Annotated in this window: 9 protein-coding genes; 8 read left to right on the top strand and 1 reads right to left on the bottom strand. The window is 70.2% G+C overall.

Going from position 1 to position 21615, the window contains the following annotated elements:
• Positions 1–76: 76 nt before the first annotated feature.
• Positions 77–3103, top strand: coding sequence for a calcium-binding protein (locus F3H57_RS05090; RefSeq protein ID WP_149754777.1), 3027 nt, complete (start codon positions 77–79; stop codon positions 3101–3103).
• 307 nt (positions 3104–3410) lie between these two features.
• Positions 3411–4082: a ZinT family metal-binding protein gene (locus F3H57_RS05095; RefSeq protein ID WP_149754778.1), complete on the top strand. Its 672-nt coding sequence runs from the start codon at positions 3411–3413 to the stop codon at positions 4080–4082.
• Positions 4083–4206: 124 nt separating this feature from the next.
• On the opposite strand, the gene epsE is transcribed toward F3H57_RS05095, so the two are convergent.
• Complete coding sequence (gene epsE / locus F3H57_RS05100; protein WP_223162962.1) at positions 4207–5421, bottom strand: exopolysaccharide biosynthesis GT4 family glycosyltransferase EpsE; 1215 nt, start codon at positions 5419–5421, stop codon at positions 4207–4209.
• 132 nt (positions 5422–5553) lie between these two features.
• Here epsE and F3H57_RS05105 point away from each other — a divergent pair, with 132 nt between their 5' ends.
• The 6 genes from F3H57_RS05105 to F3H57_RS05130 all read left to right on the top strand — a co-directional run bounded on the left by F3H57_RS05105 (position 5554) and on the right by F3H57_RS05130 (position 21610).
• Complete coding sequence (locus tag F3H57_RS05105; protein ID WP_223162963.1) at positions 5554–6429, top strand: glycosyltransferase family 2 protein; 876 nt, start codon at positions 5554–5556, stop codon at positions 6427–6429.
• Positions 6426–7796 (top strand): oligosaccharide flippase family protein, encoded by a 1371-nt coding sequence (locus F3H57_RS05110; protein WP_149754779.1) that lies wholly within the window; start codon positions 6426–6428, stop codon positions 7794–7796. Before F3H57_RS05105 ends, F3H57_RS05110 begins: the two co-directional genes overlap by 4 nt.
• Positions 7797–7987: 191 nt before the next feature.
• On the top strand, positions 7988–14377 hold the full coding sequence (locus F3H57_RS05115; RefSeq protein ID WP_149754780.1) for a type I polyketide synthase: 6390 nt from the start codon (positions 7988–7990) through the stop codon (positions 14375–14377).
• A gap of 5 nt (positions 14378–14382) precedes the next feature.
• Entirely contained in the window at positions 14383–15375 is a 993-nt protein-coding gene (locus F3H57_RS05120; protein WP_149754922.1) for a glycosyltransferase family 2 protein, read from the top strand.
• A gap of 5 nt (positions 15376–15380) precedes the next feature.
• Positions 15381–19904, top strand: a complete 4524-nt coding sequence (locus F3H57_RS05125; RefSeq protein ID WP_149754781.1) for a MupA/Atu3671 family FMN-dependent luciferase-like monooxygenase — start codon at positions 15381–15383, stop codon at positions 19902–19904.
• Positions 19905–20296: 392 nt separating this feature from the next.
• Complete coding sequence (locus F3H57_RS05130) at positions 20297–21610, top strand: GumC family protein (RefSeq protein ID WP_149754782.1); 1314 nt, start codon at positions 20297–20299, stop codon at positions 21608–21610.
• Positions 21611–21615 lie beyond the last annotated feature (5 nt).

Raw genomic sequence — 21615 nt, forward strand, 5'->3', positions numbered from 1 at the left:
TTGCGTGAGCCGAAAAGGCGTTGATCGGCTCACGCGCCCCCCTATCCTGCGCGCGTCCGTGTGTTCGGGAGGTTTCATGCGCGCCGTCCTCGTCTGTCTGTTTCTGTTTCTTGCCGCGCCTGCCCTCGCGCAGGACCGGTCGGTCTATGTGTGGGGCAACAGCCTCGTGCATCACCCCGAGCAAGACCGCACCAACGTGCCCTACTGGCTCGGCCGGCTGGCGGCGGCGGAGGGGCGGGGCATCGCGCTCGACGGACAATGGACCTTCCTGCGCGAGGTCGCGGAGGCCGAGATGGCACCGCAATGGGGCTTCGACGGGGTGGAAAAGGTCGGCGCGGCCGATCCGGGCGCCTACGACGCCATTGTCATCACGCCGACGAACTTCATCCAGTACCAGTCGCCGGAGGCGGAGTACGACGGGGCGGAGGGCTCGCCGCTCTCCGTGACGCTGTCGCTTCTGGACCGGATGCGCGAGGTCGCGCCGGAGGCCGCCTACCTGATCTTCGAAGGCTGGGCGGACATGGGCGATTACGGCTACCCGCCCGGCTGGTGGGCGGAACGGCGCTATCACGGCTTCAACCGCGGGGATTACCACGACTGGTACGTGGATTACGTGGAAGCGCTGCGCGCCGCCCGGCCCGAGGCGCGCATCACGCTGATCCCCGTTGCGCCGATCCTGTCGGAGATCATCACCGGCCCCCTGTCGGACATGGAGGCCGAGGATTTCTACCTCGATGACGCGCCGCACGGCACGCAGGAGACCTATTTCCTCGCCGCGCTGGTGACCCATGCAGTCCTCAACGATGGGCCGCCGCCGGAGACGTTCGAGCTGCCCGAGACGCTCGCGCCCGAGCTGCGCGCGGCCTATCCGCAAATCCGTGCGCTGGTCTGGGACCGGGTGCAGGAGATGAGCGATCTCGCCGCGGCCGCCCGCAGCGCGGTGGTCGCCCCGGCCGGGTCAGCGACCGACACCGCCGCGGCGCCGATGCCGGACGGTGCGGCGGAAGCGCCGGGTGCAACCGATCCGGGGAGCGAGGCCGAAACGGCGGAGGCGGCCGAAACCGAAGGGCCGGACGTTCCCGAGGAGCGCACCGGCCCCGACCTCGCGGCCATCGCCCCCGACGACGCGCCCCTGCCGGAGCGGCGCGAAATCGACCTGCCCCCGCGCGGCGCCCGCCCCGCCGGGGCGCCGGCGCTGGCGATGGGCCTCAACGGGGTGACCGACTGGTCCTCGCAGCACCCGTTCGTGGACATCATGAAGACCTCCCGCGCATGGATCGGCCATCTGCCCGGCCAATGGGGCGGCGTCGGCGTGGAAGAGTTGCGCGCCGGCGGTCATCTTGACGATCACGGCTGGCCGGTGAGCATTCCCGCCAACGTGGAGCGGCTGGAGACCCTGATCCTCACCGACCAGCCCGAAGCGGCGGAGCATCTGCGCGGCCCCTACGTGCTGCGCTACGAGGGGCAGGGCAGCATCGAGCTCACCGGCCGGGCGCAGCGCGTGCACTACCGGGACGGCGAGATCCGTTTCCACTACCAGCCGGGCGAGGGGCCTGTGGGCATCTCCCTCTCCGCGCTCGATGAAGACGACCCGATCCGCGAAATCACCGTCGTGCAGGAGCAGCATCTGCCGCTCTTCGAGGTCGGCGCGCTGTTCAATCCAGACTGGATCGCGCGGGTGCAGGACATGCGCGTCCTGCGCTTCATGGACTGGATGATGACCAACGGCTCCACCGCGCAAGGCTGGGACGACCGGCCGCGCATGGAGGATGCGACATGGACCGAATGGGGCGTGCCGCTGCCGGCGATGATCGAGCTTGCCAACCACGTGGGCGCCGATCCGTGGTTCACCCTGCCGCACCGTGCGGACGACGCCTATGTCCGCGCCTTCGCCGAAGTGGTGCGGGACGGGCTCGCCCCCGATCTCAAGGCCTACGTCGAATATTCCAACGAAGTCTGGAATTTCATCTTCCCGCAGGCGCAATGGGCGCAGGCCCGCGCGGAGGAGCGCTGGGGCGAAAGCGGCACCGGCTGGATGCAGTTCTACGGGCTGCGCGCGGCGCAGATCATGGATATCTGGACAGAGGTCTTCGGCGGCGCGGCCAGCGACCGGCTGGTCCGGGTCGTGTCGGTGCATACCGGCTGGCCGGGCTTGGAGGAGCATGTCCTGACCGCACCGCTCGCGTTCCTCGAGCTTGGCCGCCCGCCGCAGGACAGTTTCGACGCCTACGCCGTGACCGGCTATTTCGGCCACGACGTGTCGGATGCCGCGACGCGGGCGCGCGTGCAGACCTGGCTCGACCGGTCCGAAGCCGCAGCTCGCGCCTCCGGCGAGGCTCAGGGCCTCAGCCGCGTCGCCTTGCGCGAGCACGTCAAGGCGCATCGCTTCGAGGGGGCCCTCGCGCCGATGGAGACGCTGCTGCGCCGGGGCGCCGTGGCGACGCTGACCGAGGATCTCTTTCCCTACCACGCCGCCGCGGCCGGGGCGGCGGGCCTCGACCTCATCATGTACGAGGGCGGATCGCACGTCACCGCGCGCGCCGAGGACGTGGAGGACGCGCGGCTCACCGCATTCTTCGAGGCGTTCAATTACACGCCCGAAATGGCCGGGCTCTACCGCGACGTGCTGGAGGGCTGGACCGCGGCGGGCGGGCGGCTCTTCAATGCCTTCGTCGACGTTTCGGTACCGTCGAAATGGGGCAGCTGGGGCGCGCTGCGGCATCTCGACGATGCCAATCCGCGCTGGGACATGCTGATGGCGCACAACGCCACCGCCCCGGTCGACTGGGAGTCGCGCGCCGCCGGCGCCTTCGACGGCGGGATGTACCGGCGGGGAACCGGCCGGATCGCGGGCGGCGGCGGGCCGGACGTCCTGATCGGCGGGCCGGGGGACGACGTTCTGGTGTCGAACGGCGGCTCGGACCGCCTCCACGGCGGCGCCGGCCGCGACCGGGCGGAGCTTCCGGGCGCGCGCGGCGACTACCGCTTCTCCAACGCGGGCGGACGGCTCGTCGCGGAGCGGGACGGCGCGGCGGTGATACTGGTCGCGGTGGAGGAGATGGTCTTTGCCGACGCGCCGGGCGAGGTCGTGCCGACGAACTGAAGGGGGCGGACGGGCTTGCTGCGCAGCCTTGCTGGTTGCGTCTGATCCAGCGGGCATCGGTGCGGTGGTGCGCCGAAGACGCAGCGCAACACCGGAAAGTTACCGAGACGCCCAGCGGTGGACGGGCCTGCGCTTGCATCCGTCCCTTCACGGGCAGCCCTTGCCAACAGGCACGCTTTCTCGACAGAGCCGGACCCGAGCCGCATGATCCGGTTGTCAAAGCAGACGGCGTCCGCTACCGGGTGAAGTGTGATGTAATCACATATTATATACCGGGTCGCAGACCACGCCAATACAGGAGTTCCTCATGCAACAGGCATTTGCCAAGCACGTCACCGCTCTCGCCGCCGGGGCAATGCTCGTTCTATCCGCACCGGCTTTCGCCCAAAGCGATAACGCGCACAGCCACGATCACGACCACTCCGAAGAGCATGACCACGGTTCCGACGATATCTACAACGGCTACTTCGACGACGATCAGATCGAGGCCCGAGACCTCTCGGACTGGGCGGGCGACTGGCAGTCGGTCTACCCGCTGTTGCAGGATGGAACGCTCGACCCGGTGATTGCGCATAAAGCCGAGAACGGAGAGAGGACCGAGGCGGAATACAAGGCGTATTACCAGACCGGCTACGCGACCGAGGTGGACCGTATCCTCATCGAGGGTGACAGCGTCACCTTTTTCGAGGACGGCACGCCGATCCAGGGCCGCTATGCCGACGACGGCCACGAGGTGTTGACCTACGAGGCCGGCAATCGCGGTGTCCGCTACATCTTCGAGAAGAGCGGTGGCGATGCCGAGGCGCCCGCATTCATCCAGTTCAGCGACCACGCCATCGCGCCAACCGATGCCGGCCACTACCACCTTTACTGGGGTGACGACCGGGCCGCTCTGCTCGAGGAAGTCACGAATTGGCCGACCTACTACCCCGCAGACCTCAGCGGCGAAGAGGTCGCTGAAGAAATGATGGCCCACTGACATTCGGGCACTGCGGGCGGCCAGGTGTGGCCGCCCGCACTTCCGGTCCATGTCGAAGGTGGAGGGCGGTCAACAGATCGGCGGCAGGATCGTCCGCAATGCCGCCCAAGCGGGGCGGCCCTTTCTATTCCGACTCCCGAACGCGGCAAATCTCCTCCGCGAGGAGTTCGGCGCCGAGGCTGGAGCGGAAATGCGCCTCCACGTGGGCGCGGGCGGCGGCGCTGAGCTGGCGCGCGTAGTCGGGTTTGCCGGCGAAATCGCGGATCGCGCGGGCGAGCACGCCGGGGTTCTGCGGCGGCACCAGGATGCCGGTATGGCCGTCGCGGATCAGCTCTCGCACGCCGCCCGAATCGGTGCCGAACACCGGCACGCCGCAGGCCATCGCCTCCATGTAGGCCACGCCGAGAGGTTCGTGCCAGCTTGCCAGCACGAAGGCGTCGGCGGCCATCAGCTTCGCCTTCACCTGGTCCGCGTCGATCGCCCCCAGCAGCTTCACGTGATCGCGCAGGTGCAGCTGCTTGAGATGCGCCTCGAGTTCCCTGCGGTAGCCGGTGCCGCCGGCGTCGTCCTCGCCGGCGATCTCGAGCCGGACGTCGACGCCCATGTCCAGAAGCTGGCGCATTGCGGTCATCAGGTCCTGGTGGCCCTTCACCACGTTGAGCCGCGCGCAGGAGAACAGACGCATCGGCCGGCCGTGGCTCACCGGCTCGTAGGGGGCGGCGCGCTTGAGAACCTCGGTGTCGACGCCCATCGGGCGGACGCGCACGCGCCCGGGCAGGTCGGGGCCGAGCGCCTCCGCGGCCTCGTCGCGCAGCTTCTCGGTGATCACCGTGGCGAAGGCCGCGCGCTGCCACTTGAAGCGCTGGCCGGATCCGTAATCGGACAAGGGCCCGTGCAGCGTCAGCGAATAGCTCGGCCCGCCCATGCGTTCGGCCAGCGCGGCGATGAGCGCGGCGCGCCCGCAGGAATGCACGTGAACATGCTCGATCCCGTCCTCCTGCGCGGTGCAGCGCAGTTGCCAGGCGGCGGCGAGCGTCAGCAGGACGTCCCGCGAGAAGGAAAAGCCGCCTTTGAGCATCCACATGTAGAGCCCGCGCGGCAGCAGCTCGCTCAGCGTGCCGATCGCGGCCACGGGATCGAGCCGGTCGAGATAGGTGGTGCGAGCCATCGCCGCATCCGACCAGCCATGCGCGATCAGCCCTTCGGGCGGCTTTCGGGTGGACAGAAGTCGCACCTCATGCCCCAGCCGCTCCAGCGCGTCGATCTCGCGCCAGAAAAAGATGTGGGTTTGCCCCGGAAACTGGGGCACTAGATATCCGATCCGCAAGGGTCGGGTCACGACAACCGCCTGTCTATGAGTGTTCTGGATGTGCAGCGTCCCAGGATGTGCCCGAGGGTCCCCGATTTTTCATCAATTGGCCACACTGGGCTGGCATGTCGCCGGGGCCGCTGTGGCTGAAAATCCGCGAGTGTGACCCGTTTGAACCACCTTCCCGAGTCCGTCCCGCCCGGGCGTCCCGCGCTTGCGGTGATCCTGCCCGCCTCGAACGAGGCGCGGCTGATCGGTGCCTGCCTCGATGCGCTGGTCGCCTCCTCCGCCGTGCCGGGCGGGGCGGAAATCGTGGTGATCGCCAATGGTTGCCGGGACGATACCGCCGGGCGCGCCCGGGCCTACGCGGGCGTCTTCGCGGCGCGGGGTTGGCGGCTCGAGGTGATCGAGCGGGCGGACGGCGGCAAGCTCGCGGCGCTCAACGCCGGCGATTCGGCGGCGACCGCGCCGATCCGGGTCTATCTCGATGCCGACGTGACGGTCGCGCCGGACCTTTTGCCGGCGCTGGCCGAGGCGCTGGACACGCCCGCGCCACGCTACGCGTCGGGCACGCTGGCCATCACTGCGCCGCGCAATTGGGCCAGCCGCGCCTATGCCCGCATCTGGGCGCAGGTGCCTTTCATGTCCACGGACGTGCCGGGATGTGGACTCTTTGCGGTGAACGCAGCGGGGCGGGCGCGCTGGGGCGCCTTTCCCGACATCATCTCCGACGACACCTTCGTGCGCCTCAACTTCGCCCCGGCCGAGCGCGAGGCGGTGCCGGCGCTCTATCGCTGGCCCATCGCGGAGGGGCTGGCGGCACTCGTCCGCGTGCGTCGGCGGCAGGATCGGGGCGTCACCGAGATCGCGGAGCGTTTTCCGGCACTTCTGGCCAACGACAACAAGCCGCCGTTCCCGCCGGCGCGCAAGTTGCGACTCGCGTTGCGGGACCCCGTGGGCTTCGCGATCTATTCCGGCGTGGCGCTCGCGGTTCGGCTGACGCCGTCGCGGGCACAGGGCTGGAGTCGCGGGCGATGATCGGCGCTGGACCCTTCGCGCGGCTGCGCGGCACGTCGCTGACCGCGCGGGCGGTCCGGTCCTCGCTATTATCGGTCGGCGGCTTCGGCACGGCGCAGATGCTGCGCCTTCTGTCCAACCTGGTGCTGACCCGGCTGCTCTTTCCCGAGGCGTTCGGCCTGATGGCGCTGGTCAGCGTGTTCATGACCGGGCTGCAGATGTTCTCGGACGTGGGCGTCACGCCCGCGATCATGCAGTCCAGGCGCGGCGACGACCGCGATTTCCTCGACACTGCGTGGACCATCCAGGTGATGCGCGGCGCGGCGCTGACGGCGGTGGCGGTCGGTCTCGCCTGGCCGATGGCCTGGGTCTACGACGAGCCGATGCTGGCGCAGCTTCTGCCGGTGGCGGGGCTCACGCTGCTGATCTCGGGCTTCAACCCGACGCGGCTCGACACCGCGGGACGGCATCTGCTGATCGGGCGGGTCACAGTGATCGAGGTGGTCTCGCAGGTCGCCGGGCTGATCGTGGCGATCGCGCTGGCCTGGGCGCTGCAATCGGTCTGGGCGCTGGTGATATCGGGCCTCGTGAGCGCGGCGGTCAAGCTGGTTCTGCTCGACCGGTTCCTGCCCGGTGCGCGCAACCGCTTCCGCTGGGAAGGCCCGGCGGCGACAGAACTCATCACCTTCGGAAAGTGGATCTTCCTGTCGACGGTCTGCGGGTTCCTGTCGCATCAGGGCGACAAGCTGATCATCGGGCGGTACCTGCCGCTGGACCTCTTCGGGGTCTACAATATCGGCTATTTCCTTGCCTCCTTCCCGATGCTGCTGGGCACGATGGCGGTGGCGAAGGTGCTGATCCCGATCTACCGCGAGGCGCCCCCGACCGAGAGCCGCGCGAACTTCCTCAAGCTGCGCAAGATGCGAGCGTCGGTAACCGTGTCGCTTCTGGGATTGCTGGCGGTAGCGGCGCTGCTGGGGGTGTGGGCGGTCGATCTGCTCTACGATCCGCGCTACGCGCAGGCCGGTGCGGTGGTGGTGATCCTCGCCCTTGCCGGTATCCCGCAGATCGTCGCGCTGACCTACGATCAGGCGGCGTTGGCGGTCGGGGATTCCCGGCGGTTCTTCGTGCTGGCGCTGGCCAAGGCGGTGATCACCATCGCCAGCCTCGTCATGGGTCTGGAACTCGCGGGGCTGCTGGGTGCGCTGGTGGCGCAGGGCGTCGCGCATCTGGCGGTCTATCCGGTCGTGACCTGGCTGGCGCGGCGGTCGGGCGCCTGGGATCCGCTGCACGACGTGCTGGGCTATGCCGCCGGGGTGGGAATCATCGCGCTGGCGCTCTGGCTGAACGGTCCGGAAATCCTGGCGCTCGCGGCCGATTCCGGCTGACTCGGGGCGCGTCGAGCGGGCGGCTTCGGAAACAATTCGCGCCGGGTTCGATATTGTGCGGGCGATGCGGACAGTCTCGCTGCGGTTCGGCTTGATTTCGTCCAGATCGGGATTTGATAACCAAAAATTGCCGCATTTCACGCGCATGTGCTGACGGCATTCGGACTCGAGCCGGTAGGATGATTTCGAGCATGAACGATCGACCTGAAGCCAGCGATACAGACATCGCCATCGTCGGCATGGCCGCGCATCTGCCGGGCGCCGAGAATATCGCCGCCTACTGGCGCAACCTGCGCGACGGCGTCTCCTCCATCCGCCGGATGTCCGAAGAAGAGCTGATCGCGGCCGGGGAGCAGCCGGGCCTGATCCGCCATCGCAACTACGTGCCCTATGCCGCGCCGCTGGACGGGTTCGAGATGTTCGATGCGGACTTCTTCGGCCTGTCGCCCAAGGACGCCGCGATCATGGACCCCCAGCACCGCCGGTTCCTCGAAACCGCGTGGGAGGCGCTGGAAACCGCCGGCCACGTGCCTGATGGCTTCGGCGGGCGCATCGGCGTCTTTGCCGGCTGCGGGATGGGGTCGTATTTCTACGTCAACGTCTGCTCCAACCCCGACCTGGTGGAGCAGACGGGCATGTTCCTGCTGCGCCATACCGGCAACGACAAGGACTTCATGACCACGCGGCTCAGCCACGTGCTGGACCTCACCGGGCCGTCGATCAACCTGCAGACGGCGTGCTCCACCTCTCTGGTGGCGACGCATTACGCGGCGCAGGCGCTGCTGAACGGCGAATGCGACATGGCGCTTGCCGGCGGTGTGACGATCGAGCTGCCGCAGGGCCGCGGCTACCTCTACAAGGAGAACGAGATCCTGTCGCCGGACGGCGCCTGTCACGCCTTCGACCACCGCGCACAAGGGACGGTGTTCGGCTCCGGCGCGGGGGTCGTGGTGCTGCGCCGGCTGGCGGACGCGATTGCCGACGGCGACTACGTCTGGGCGGTCATCAAGGGCAGCGCGGTCAACAACGACGGCGCGGCGAAGGCGGGGTACCTGGCCCCATCCGTGGACGGGCAGGCGGCGGCGGTGGCAGAGGCGCTCGCGGTCGCGAACGTCACCGCCGACACGGTGTCCTACGTCGAATGCCACGGCACAGGCACCTATCTGGGCGATCCGATCGAGGTGTCGGCCCTGACCCAGGCGTTCCGGGAGACGTCCGATGGCGTCGGCGCCACGCGGATCGGGTCGGTGAAGACCAATATCGGCCATCTCGACACCGCCGCCGGGGTCGCGTCGCTGATCAAGACGTCGCTGGCGCTGCACAACCGCCAGATGCCGCCGTCGCTCGGCTTCGAAAAACCGAACCCGGCCATCGACTTCACGTCCTCGCCGTTCCGCGTGAGCGACCGGCTGACCGACTGGCAAAGCGCCGGCCCCCGCCGTGCCGGCGTCAATTCGCTGGGCGTGGGCGGGACCAACGCGCACGTGGTGCTGGAAGAGGCGCCGGCGCGCGAGGCGTCGGCCGAGCCGGCGTTCCCGTTTCAGATCCTAACCCTGTCGGGTCGGTCGAAAGCCGCGCTGGATGCCAATGCCGCGCGGCTTGCCGGGCATCTTCGGGCCAGCCCCGAGCAGCCACTCGCGGACATCGCCTTCACGCTGAAAGAGGGCCGCCGGGCGTTCGAAAAGCGCCGCGTGATCGTCGCGGAGACCCACGAGGAGGCCGCGCGCCTGCTGGAGGCCGGCGATGCCCGCCGCGTCCACGACCACCAGGCGCTGGAGGCGCCCGACGTCGCCTTCCTCTTCCCCGGCGGCGGCGCGCAATATGCCGGCATGGCGCGCGATCTCTACGAGACCGAACCGGTCTTTGCCGAATGGATGGATCGCGGCCTCGATCGCCTCGCCACCCTGACCGGGGAGGACCCGCGGCCGGTGCTGTTTCCGGATGGTGACACGGACGCGGCGAACGCGCGCCTGCTGACGCCGTCGGTGCAATTGCCGCTGATCCTGATCGTGGAGGTCGCCCTCGCCGAGCTGTGGCAGAGCTGGGGGGTGATGCCCGCTGCGCTCGCCGGTCATTCGATGGGCGAGAACGCGGCGGCCTGCGTCGCGGGGGTGATGACCTTCGAGGATTGCATCGGCCTCGTGCACCTGCGCGGCACGCTCTTCGACAGCGTGCCAGAGGGCGGGATGCTGTCCGTCGCGCTGCCGGCCGACAAGCTGCGGGAGCGGCTGGGCGAGGATCTCGACCTCGGGGCCGAGAATGCGCCGGGTCTGTCGGTCGCGACCGGGCCGAAGGCGGCGCTGGACCGGCTGCAGGCGGAGCTTGACGCAGAGGACATCGAGAGCCGCCGCATCGCCATCGACATCGCCGCGCACAGCCGGATGCTCGATCCGATCCTCGATGAGTTTCGGGCGTATCTTCAAGGTATACAACTGAGCGCGCCGAAGATCCCGCTCACCTCCAACCGCACCGGCACATGGATGACCGAGGCGCAGGCGACCTCGCCCGATTATTGGGTCGAACACCTGCGCCATACCGTCCTATTCGCCGATTGCGTCGGCACGATCGCCGAGGAGGGCCGCATCCTTCTGGAGGTCGGGCCGGGCAAGGCGCTGTCCTCTCTCGCGCGCCAGCACGGGGAGGTCACCGCCAATGCCGTCCTGTCGAGCCTGCGCCACCCCGAGGAAGAGATCGCGGACGACCGCTATTTCCTCGAAGTGCTCGGCCGGCTCTGGGCGCTGGGATACGAGGCCGACTGGGCGCAGGTCTGGGGCGAGGGGCGGCGCAACCGCGTGCCGCTGCCGACCTATGCCTTCCAGCGCGCCGCCTATTTCATCGCGCCCGGAGAGGCGCGGGACGCGCCGCAGGAGACGTTCCTGACCCGCACCGACGACGTGGCGGGCTGGGGCTGGGCCCCGGTCTGGCGCCCCCGCGGCGCGGAGGTGGAGGTCGACGTCGAACACGCGCTGTCGGAGGCGGAGCCGCAGACCTGGCTGTTCTTCATGGACGAGGCGGGCGTCGCAGAGGCCGCCGCGACGCGCCTGCGCGGTGCCGGCCACACGGTGATCGAGCTGCGCGCCGGCGACATGTTCACGCGGATGAGTGACACCAGCTACCTCATCGCGCCGGAGCGGGGGCGCGAGGGCTATGACCTTCTGATTCAGGACCTCGTGCGGCAGGGCCACGTGCCCTCGCGCATCGGTCATTTCTGGCTGGTGACGGAGGGTGAGGGCCACCGCCCCGGATCGAGCTTCTTTCACCGCCTGCAGGAGCAGGGGTTCTACGCACTGATGTTCCTCGCGCAGGCCATCGCCGACGAGGCGCTGCCGCGTCCGCTGCAGGTCACCGCCTTCACCAACGGCGCCGCCCGCGTGCGCGACGAGGCGCTGCCCTATCCCGCGAAGGCGACGCTCGCCGGCCCCGCCCGCGTCATCCCGCGCGAGCTTCCGGGGGTCCATGTGACCACCTGCGACCTCGCGTTGCCCGCCCGGTCCCGCAAGCGGGGCATGGACGAGGCGCTCGTGACCGGCGTGCTGGAAGAACTGTTGTCGGAGCCCGGTGATCGGATCGCCGCCTTGCGCGCCGGGCGGCGCTTCGAACGCGCGGTGAAACCCCGCGCGCTGCCCGATGCGCCGCTGCCGGAGGCCAGGGTGGTCCTGCTTACGGGGGGCTTCGGCGGGATCGGCCTGACCCTCGCCCGGGCCTTCGCGGACCGGGGCGCGAAGATCGCGCTGATTGCGCGGGGCGGCCTGCCGGATCGCGCCGACTGGGATCTCTACCTCAAACGTCACGCGCCGCAGGACCGCACTGCGCGCCGGGTCCGCGCCGTGCAGGCGCTGGAAGAGGCCGGGGCGGAGGTGCTGTGCCTCGCCGCCGACGTCTGCAACGAGGACGAGATGCGCGCCGCCGTGGCCGAGGTGGAGGCCCGCTTCGGCCGGATCGACGGCGTGATCCACGGCGCTGGCGTGATCGCCGACGCCCCGCTTCTGGCCAAGACCCCTGCGAGCGTGGAGGACGTGTTCACGCCGAAGATCCACGGCACCGATGTGCTGGGCCGCATCTTCCCGGACGGCGCGCTCAAGTGGATGGCGCTGTTCTCGTCCTCCTCCACTGTCACCGCGCCGGCGGGGCAGGTCGATTACGTCGCCGCGAACGAATACCTCAACGCCTTCGCCCGCGCGTGGGCGGGCGGCGCAACGCGCGTCGTGGCGCTGAACTGGGGCATCTGGTCCGAGGTCGGCATGGCCGCCGAAGCGGTGGCCGAGCGCACCGGCGAGACGCGGGAGGCGCCGAGGACCGCGACGGGCCTGCCGCTGCTCGACACCGCCAGTTTCGATCGCGACGGGCGGCGGATCTTCGACACGCGCCTGTCCGAAGCCGACTGGATCATCGACGAGCATCGCACCGCCGCCGGGGAGGCGCTGCTTCCGGGCACCGGGTCGCTGACGCTCGCCGCGCATGCGCTGGCGGCGCAGGGCGAGGGCACGTCGTTCGAGATCCGCGACCTGACCTTCCTGCGCGCGGTCGCCGTGCCCGAAGGCGGTGCCCGCGACATCCGCGTGCGGCTGACGCGCGACGATGCGGGCTACGGGTTCGAGCTTCTCGCGGGCGCCGAGGCCAGCGGCAAGCGCGGCTACGCGCTCGCCGCGCAGGGCAGCCTCGCGCTGGCGCCGATGGCGCCGCCGCGTCCGCTGAACCTTGCGGCGCTCCGCGCCCGGCTCGGCGCGCCGCAGGAAAGCGCCGAGGGCCGCAAGCTGCGCACAGGGCAGGAGGTGCACTTGAACTTCGGCCCGCGCTGGCGCGTGCTCGACCGCCGCGCGCACAAGGACGGCGAAGGCCTGGCGGAGCTGTCGCTGCCGCTCGAGGCACAGGAAGACGGGTGCCTCCTGCATCCCGCGCTTCTCGACATCGCGACCGGCTGGGCGATGGAGCTGATCGAGGGCTACCGCCCGACGCATCTCTGGGTGCCGGTCTCCTACGGGCGCGTGCGCGTTCACGGCACGCTGCCGGCCCGGATCGTCAGCTGGGTGCGCAATGCCGGCGACAACCGCGGCGAGGGGGAAAGCGCCCGCTTCGACGTCACGGTCGCGGACCCGGACGGCACGGTGCTTATGGAGATCGAGGGCTTCACCCTCCGCAAGCTCGCCGATCCCGCGCGGCTCGCCGCGCCGCCGCGCCTGAGCGCGGCCGAGATCGAGACGGGTGCCGCCCCCGGCCCGCAGCCTCTGTCCCCGGCCGAGGAACGCCTCGCCCACAACCTCACGCAGGGTATCCGCCCCGAGGAAGGCGCGGGCGCCTTCGCGCGGGCCATGGCGCTCGGCGCGCCGCAGGTGGTGGTGTCGTCCATGGACCTCGCCGCGCTCACCCGGCAGGCCGCCGCGAGCACGGAGGCGAAGCCCGGCCAGAGCTTCGAGCGGCCCGAGCTCGACAGCGATTACGCCGCGCCGGAAACCGACGTGGAAAAAACGCTCGCCGGCTTCTGGGAAGAGCTTCTGGGCGTCTCCCGCGTCGGGGTGGAGGACAGCTTCTTCGATCTCGGGGGCCACAGCCTGATCGCGGTGCGGCTCTTTGCGATGATCCGCAAGGCCTACCGTGTCGACTTCCCGATCTCGATCCTCTTCGAGGCGCCCACCATCCGCGCCTGCGCCGCGCTCATCGCCGACCGCACCGGCGCCACCGACGCGCCCGCGCAAACGCGGCCCGAACGGCGGTTCAAACACCTCGTCGCCATGCATGACGGCGAGGGCGGGCCCAAGACGCCGTTCTTCCTTGTCGCCGGCATGTTCGGCAACGTGCTGAACCTGCGCCACCTCGCGCACCTTCTGGGCGCGGACCGGCCGTTCTACGGCCTCCAGGCCAAGGGGCTCTACGGGGACGAGGCGCCGCACGCCACGCTGGCCGAGGCTGCGAGCGACTACATCGCAGAGATGAAGCAGGTGCAGGCGCATGGCCCCTACCTCGTCGGCGGCTTTTCGGGCGGCGGCATCACCGCGTTCGAGATTGCGCGCCAACTCGAGGCGATGGGCGACGAGGTGGCGCAGGTCGTGCTGCTCGACACGCCCCTGCCGCAGCGCCGGCCGCTGTCGCGCCGCGACCGCGCGATCATCCAGTGGCACGAGTTGCGCCGGAAGGGTCCGGCCTACCCTGTCACCTGGGCGAAGAACCGCATCGCGTGGGAGATCGCCAAGCGCCGCGGCGGAGAGGCCGTGACCGAGGCGCCCGCCGCCTTCCACAATGCGGAGATCGAGGCCGCCTTCCTCTCTGCCGTCGCCGCCTACGAGGTCACGCCGTGGGACGGCCGGCTCGCGCTCTTCCGGCCGCCGCTGCGCGGGCACTGGAAGGTGTCGGGCGGCGCCTGGGTCGACAGCCAGCGCGCCTACCTCTTCGAGGACAACGACTGGGGCCAGTACGTGCCGGGGGTCGAGGTGCACGAGGTGCCGGGCGATCATGATTCCATGGTGCTGGAGCCCAACGTGCGCGTCCTCGCCCAGAAGCTGCGCGGCGCCATCGCACGGGCCGAAGCGGCGGCCGGGCAGAAGGGCGACGTCGTCTCCTTCCGCAAGGTGGAGGCGGCCGAGTGACCGCGATGACGCCGAAACTGATGACCGTCGTGCTGAACTGGCGCACGCCCGAGATGACGCTGAAGGCCGCGCGCGCGGCGGCGGCGGCGATGACCGGCCTCGACGGCGAGATTGTCATCGTCGACAACGCCTCGGGCGATGGCTCCGAAGAGGCGCTGAGGGCGGGCTCTGCCACCGGCGACTGGCCGGTGCCGGTGCGCGTGGTGCAGAGCGGGCACAACGGCGGCTTCGGCGCGGGCAACAATGTCGGCATCCGTGCCGGGCGCGCAGACGGGGCGGCGCCCGATTACGTCTACATCCTCAATTCCGACGCCTTCCCGGCCCCGGACGCGATCCGCACATTGATGGCGCACCTTGAGGCGCATCCCGAGGCGGGGTTCGCCGGAAGCTACATCCACGGGCCGGAGGGGGAGGCGCATGTCACCGCCTTCCGCTTCCCCTCCCTCCTCTCGGAATTCGAGGGCGCAGCGCGCACGGGGCCCGTGTCGCGCCTTCTGCGGCGCCACAGCATGCCGCTTGGTGTGCCGGAGGAGACGCGCTCCGTCGACTGGCTCGCGGGCGCGTCGATGATGATGCGGCGGCGCGTGCTCGACGAGATCGGCCTCTTCGACGAGGCGTTCTTCCTTTATTTCGAGGAAACCGACCTTTGCCGGCGTGCCGCGCGGGCCGGCCATCAGGTGCATTACGTGCGCGAAAGCCGTGTGGCGCATATCGGATCGGTCTCCACCGGTATGAAGGGCTGGCGCCGCGTGCCCGATTACTGGTTCGCGAGCCGCTGGCATTACTTCTCCAAGACCCACGGACGCGCCTATGCCGCCGCGGCGACGCTGGCGCATCTGGCCGGCGGGGCGCTGCACCGGCTGCGGCAGGCGATCCGTCGCCGCCCACCGGCGGACCCGCCGGGGTTCCTGCGCACGCTTGCCGCCCACGACCTGCGCCGCCTGACCGGGCGCCCGACCGATGCCCAGCGGGCTGCGCGCCCGCATCCAGCGGAGTGAAAGCCATGACCGCGTTTACCGCCCTCGTCTGGGGCCACGACACCCTGACCGCCGAATGCGGCCGCAAGCTTCTGGAGCGCGGCCACCGCATCGCCGCCGTGGTCACGCGGGCCGAGGCGGTCGCGGACTGGGCGCGCGGGGCCGGCCTGACGGTGCTGGCGCCGGGCGAAGCCGATGGCGCGCCGGATTGCGACTGGCTCTTCTCCATCGCCAATCTCGACATCATCCCCGAGGCCGTGCTGGCCCGGCCCGCGAAAGGCGCGATCAACTTCCACGACGGGCCGCTGCCGCGCCATGCCGGGCTTAACGCGCCGGTCTGGGCGCTGATCGCGGGCGAGGCGCGCCACGGCATCGCCTGGCACCTGATCGAGGGCGGCGTCGACGAGGGCGACATCCTCGCCGCCCGCGCGGTCGATATCGGTCCGCGCGACACCGCGCTCACGCTCAACATGAAGTGTTTCGAGGCGGCGCTGGCCTCCTTCGACGGGCTGGTCGCGGCGCTCGAACGCGGCGCGCCGGAGCGCGTGGCGCAGGACCTGTCGCGCCGGACGTGGCACGGCAAGGCCGAGCGGCCGGAGGGGCAGGGCGTGCTCGATCCCGCGCGCCTGGCGGCGGAACTGGAGCGGCTGGCGCGCGCGCTCGACTACGGCGGCTACTGGAACCCGCTCTGCGTGCCGAAACTGCGCGCGGGCGGGGAGGTCTACGCCGCCCCCTCGGCAGAGATCGCCGAAGGAACGGGCACGCCCGGCATCGTCCTGCGCCATGAGGGCGGTCGCGCGGTGATTGCCTGTGGCGAGGGGGCGCTTTCGGTGACGCTGACAACGCTGGAGGGCGGGGCGGTCGACCTCGCCGCCGCCCTGCCGGTGGGCGCGCAAGTGCAGCGACCGGAGGACGAGGCCGACGTCGCCCGCCACGACGGGTTCTGGCGAGAGGCGCTGACAACGATGCGGCCTGCGACGATCCCGGGGGCATCTGAAGGCGCCGGAGAGACGGTGGCCCTCCCCCTCCCCACGCTCGGGGCGGAGGCCGTCGCGGCGCTGGCGCTGCAGGTGACCGACGGCGAGAGCGTCGTGCTCGCATGGCGCGATGCAGCCATCGCCACGCTGGCCGAGGGCGGGCTGGTCGCCGGCTGGGTGCCTCTGACGGCGGAGCGGGGCGGCAGCCTATCCGACCTCGCGGGCCAAGTTGCGGGGGAGCGCGACAGGATCGCCAAACGCGGCGGCTTCGCCCGCGACCTGGTGCTGCGCGATCCGGCGCTGAACGGTCTGCGCGTGCCCGCGATCGCCCTGTCGGACGCCGCCGGCGCGGTCCCCGGCGCGGCCCTGACGGTGGAACTGCGGGACGGCGCGGCGCTCCTTCATGCCGATACCGGGCGTATCTCCCGAGACTACGCGCAGATCCTAGCGGACCGGCTGATCGCGCTCAACGCGGCCGAACGGGCCGCGCCGCTCGCCAGCCTGGCGGTGATGCCCGAGAGCGAACGCGCCTTCGTGCTCGACACCGTCAACGCTTCGGGCACCGATGTCGCGCCCGAAACCATGCACGCCCTCTTCGAGCGGCAGGTGCAGGCCACGCCGAACGTCCCCGCGCTGGTCTTCGAGAGCCAGGCGCTCACCTATGCGCAGCTCGACGCCCGCGCCAACGCCGCCGCGCACGTTCTGCGCGAGATGGGCGTCGGCCCCGGTACGGTCGTCGGCCTCTGCTGCCGCCGCTCGCCCGACCTCGTCGTCGCGGCCTACGCGATCCTGAAGGCGGGCGGGGCCTACCTGCCGCTCGATCCGGCCTATCCGGCGGACCGGCTGAGCCATTACCTGACCGACAGCGGCGCCGGCATCGTCGTCACGCAATCGGACTTGGCCGGCACGCTGCCCGGCACCGGCGCGGCGCTCTTGAACCTCGACACCGACCCGCGCCTCGCCGCCGCGCCGGTCACGGCGCCGGAGCCGCGCGCCACGCCCGAGGACCTCGCCTACCTCATCTACACCTCCGGCTCGACCGGCACGCCCAAGGGGGTGATGGTCGAACATCGCAACGTCGCGAATTTCTACGCCGGGATGGACGCGCATGTGCCCGAACCGGGCGGCACATGGCTGGCCGTGACCTCGCTCAGCTTCGATATCTCGGTGCTGGAGCTCTTCTATACGACCGCGCGCGGCTACAAGGTGGTGCTGAGCTCGGATTCCGACCGCGGCATGATCTCCAAGGGGCCGCTGGGGCGCGGCGGCATGGAGTTCTCGCTCTACTACTGGGGCAACGACGACGGCGTGGGGCCGGACAAGTACCGCACGCTCCTCGAAGGCGCACGCTTCGCCGACGAGAACGGCTTCGTCGCGGTCTGGACGCCGGAGCGGCACTTCCACGCCTTCGGCGGGCCCTATCCGAACCCCTCCGTCACCGGCGCGGCGGTGGCCGGCATGACGAAGAATATCGGCGTGCGCGCGGGGTCCTGCGTCGCGCCCTTGCACCATCCCGCGCGGATCGCGGAGGAATGGGCGGTCATCGACAACCTGACGAACGGGCGCGCGGGGCTGGCCATCGCCTCGGGCTGGCAGCCGGACGATTTCGTGCTGCGCCCGGAGAACACGCCGCCCGCCAACAAGCCGGCGATGATCGACACGATCCACACGCTGAGGAAGCTCTGGCGGGGGGAGCCGGTCGCCTTCCCTAAGCAGGACGGCACACCGCACGAGGTCGTCACCCAGCCGCGCCCGGTGTCGCAGGAATTGCCGGTCTGGGTGACCACCGCCGGGAACCCGGAGACCTGGAAGGAGGCGGGGCGCATCGGCGCGAACATCCTGACGCACCTGCTGGGCCAGTCGGTGGACGAGGTGCGCGAGAAAATCGGGCTCTATCACGCCGCCTTGCGCGAGGCGGGCCACGATCCGGCGGATTTCACCGTCACGCTGATGCTGCACACCTGCATCGCCGAGACGCGGGACGCCGCGCGGGAGGTCGCGCGGGAGCCGATGAAGGACTACCTGCGCTCCGCCGCCGGCCTCATCAAGCAATACGCCTGGGCCTTCCCGGCCTTCAAGAAGCCGCAAGGGGTGGAGACCCCGATGCAGCTCGACCTCGGCTCGCTCTCCGAGGAGGAGCTCGAGGGCATCCTCGACTTCGCGTTCGAGCGGTATTTCAACGATAGCGGCCTTTTCGGCACGGTCGAGGATGCCGTGGCCCGGACCGACCGGTTGCGCGAGATCGGCGTGACGGAAATCGCCTGCCTGATCGACTACGGCATCGCGCCGGACACCATCCTTGCGGGCCTGCGCCCGCTGGCCGAGGTCGTTGCGCGCGCCAATGCAGGGGCGGAGCCTGCGGAGGACGATTTCACCATCGCCGCGCAGGTCGTGCGGCACGGGGTGACACATCTGCAATGCACGCCGTCGATGGCGCGGATGATCGCGATGAACGACGAGGCGCGTTTCGCGCTGCGCGGCGTGAAGCACCTGTTTATCGGCGGGGAGCCCTTGCCGGGGGCGCTGGTGGACGATTTGGCCACGGCCACCGATGCGCGCGTGACCAATATGTACGGCCCGACGGAAACGACGATCTGGTCGTCGGTCGAACGCGCAACGGCCGGCGAAGGCGTGGTCAATATCGGCCGGCCCATCGCCAATACGCGGCTCTACGTCCTCGATGCGGCGCGCGCGCCGGTGCCGGTGGGCGTCTCGGGAGAGCTGTGGATCGGCGGCCACGGCGTGACGCGTGGCTACTGGAACCGGTCGGAACTGACGGCCGAGCGCTTCGTCGAGGATCCCTTCCATGGCGGGCGGATGTACCGCACCGGCGATCTGGTGCGGCGCCGCGCGGACGGGCGTATCGACTTCGTCGGCCGGGTGGACAACCAGGTGAAGATCCGCGGCCACCGTATCGAACTGGGCGAGATCGAGGCGGCGCTCGAGGCGCAGCCGGGGGTAAGACAGGCCGTCGTCGCTGCGCGCGAGGATCGACCCGGCGACGTGCGGCTCGTAGGTTACTACACCGGGTCCGAGACGGGCGAGGCGGCGCTGAAGGCCGCGCTGGCGGCGCGTTTGCCTGAGATCATGGTGCCGGGCCGCATTGTGCGGCTGGAGGCGTTTCCGCTCACCCCCAACAAGAAGGTCGATCGCGGCGCGCTGCCGGCGCCCTCCGCAGCCGCACCGGCGCAGGCGGCCCCGGCCCCGGTGCCGCGCGCCAAGGCGCGGCCGGCGGGAGGTGGTGCGGTGCAGACCCCCATCGCCGCGATCTGGAGCCGGATCCTCGGGGTCGCCGCGCCGGGCGGGCGCGACAATTTCTTCGACCTCGGGGGGCATTCGCTGCTGGCGGTGCAGGCCCATCGCGCGATACGCGAAGAGCTGTCGGTGCCAGATCTGTCGATCACCGACATCTTCCGCTTCCCCGTGCTGGGGCAACTGGCAGAGCGGGTGGCCGAATTGTCGGGCTCCCCGGCCGAACCGCAGACCTCCGGGCCAGCGAACGCCCGCGCACAATCACGCAGCGACGCGATGGCCCGCCGCGCCGCCATGCGCGCCCGCCGCAAGGCGGGGTAGCACGGGCGACCGCCTGCACCTTGCTCAAGCCGCGCAGCGCCGGTCCGGGGGCGGCCCGGCGATGCGCGCTCCTCGGGCTTACGCCGCGCCACTGGCGCGACGGTCCCTCGTCACCCTTCGGCCTTTGCTCCGCGCAGGGGCATTGCTCGGCCCATGCGAAAGAGACGCATCACTCGATCCGGCGTGCGCCGGCTGCGCGGCTGTCGCGGTTGCCCTTCTGAAACCGTGACCATCCGGACGCTTCCGGAAACGGGCTGTTTCCATCAAGAGCAGCTAAAAACATGGCCGAATTGGGGCTGATCCTGTAGCCAGGAGGCGAGATCGAGGCACATGGCCGCAAAATGCGGCGCTTCGGTTTCCGCATCGGGGGCACCTTTGCGGGAGTTTGTCGTATGAACCAGTTCCAGTCCGTGCAGGAGGTCGTGGCCGCCCTGCGTCGGCGTGCCTTCCTGATCGTCGTGTTGATCGCGCTGGGCTGTGCCGCGTCGGTCTACGTCGCGCAGCAGCAGGAAAAGATCTACGAGGCGACCGCCGTCGTCCAGATCGAGGATGCGCGCATCCCCGAGCAGATGACCGGGTCCGCCACTCTGCCGCCCAGCGACCCCGCCCGCCGGGTGCGGCTGATCGAACAGCGCCTCATGGCCCGAGACAACCTTCTCGGCGTGATGGACGAACATGCGCTGTTCGAAGACGAGCCGTCGGTGAACGAGCGTGTCTTCGCCCTGCGCCAGTCGATCACGCTGGAGGAGATCCGCGGCAACGCGCAGCCCTGGCAGACCGATGTCGTGCCCTCGGGCCTGCGCATCATCGTGCGGCTGGGCGATCCGCAGGTGGCCGCCGATGTCGCCAATCACCTGATGCATTCCGTCATCGCCGAATCCCGCAGCCGCAGCGAGGTCCGCGCGCAGGAAACCCTGTCCTTCTTCGACGAGGAAGCGGCCCGCGTGTCGGCCGAAATCGCGGAAGCCGAGGCCCGCATCGCCACCTTCAAAGAGGAAAACGCCGGATCGCTGCCCGAGGGGCTCGTTGCGCTGCGCGACCAGCTGGCCGGTTTCGAAGAGGCCCTGCTGACGCTCGACCGCGAGATCATCGCGCTGGAGAACAACTCGGTCCGGTTGCGGGCCGAGGATCTGCAGCGCCAGGTTTCCCAGCTTCAGGACCAGAAGTCGCTGCTGGAGGATCGGATCGCCGGGCTGCAGGCGGATCTAGACCGCGCGCCGGAGGTGGAGCGCAATCTCGGCGCGCTCGAGCGCGAGCTGACCCAGCTGCAGGAGCGCTACACGATCATCACCCGGCGCCGCGCCGATGCGGAGATGGCGCAGGTCCTGCAGGAGCGCGACGCCGCCGACCGGTTCGAGGTGCTGGAGACGGCGCTCCCGCCCGAGGTGTCGATCTCGCGCAGCAAGAGAAAGGTCGCGATGGCCGGCGGCGTGGTCAGCGTGATCTTCGCGCTCGGCGTCGCGGTCATCCTGGAGCTTCTGAACCCCGCGATCCGGACTGCCGCGCAGCTCGAGCGCCAGCTCGGCATCACCCCGGTCGTGGCGATCCCCAGGATCCGGTCGCGCCGCAGCGCAGGCCGGCGGCGGCTGCTGTGGCTGGGCGGGCTGGTGGCGCTGATCGCCGCGGGCGCCGCTGCGGCGCGGACGTTCGGCGGCGCGTTGCTGGATCTCGGCCTGTTCGGGCGCTTCCTGCGCGCCGGCGGCTGAGCCGC

Origin of the sequence: Roseivivax sediminis (assembly GCF_900112685.1) — a bacterium.
GTDB classification, from domain to species: Bacteria; Pseudomonadota; Alphaproteobacteria; order Rhodobacterales; family Rhodobacteraceae; genus Roseivivax; species Roseivivax sediminis.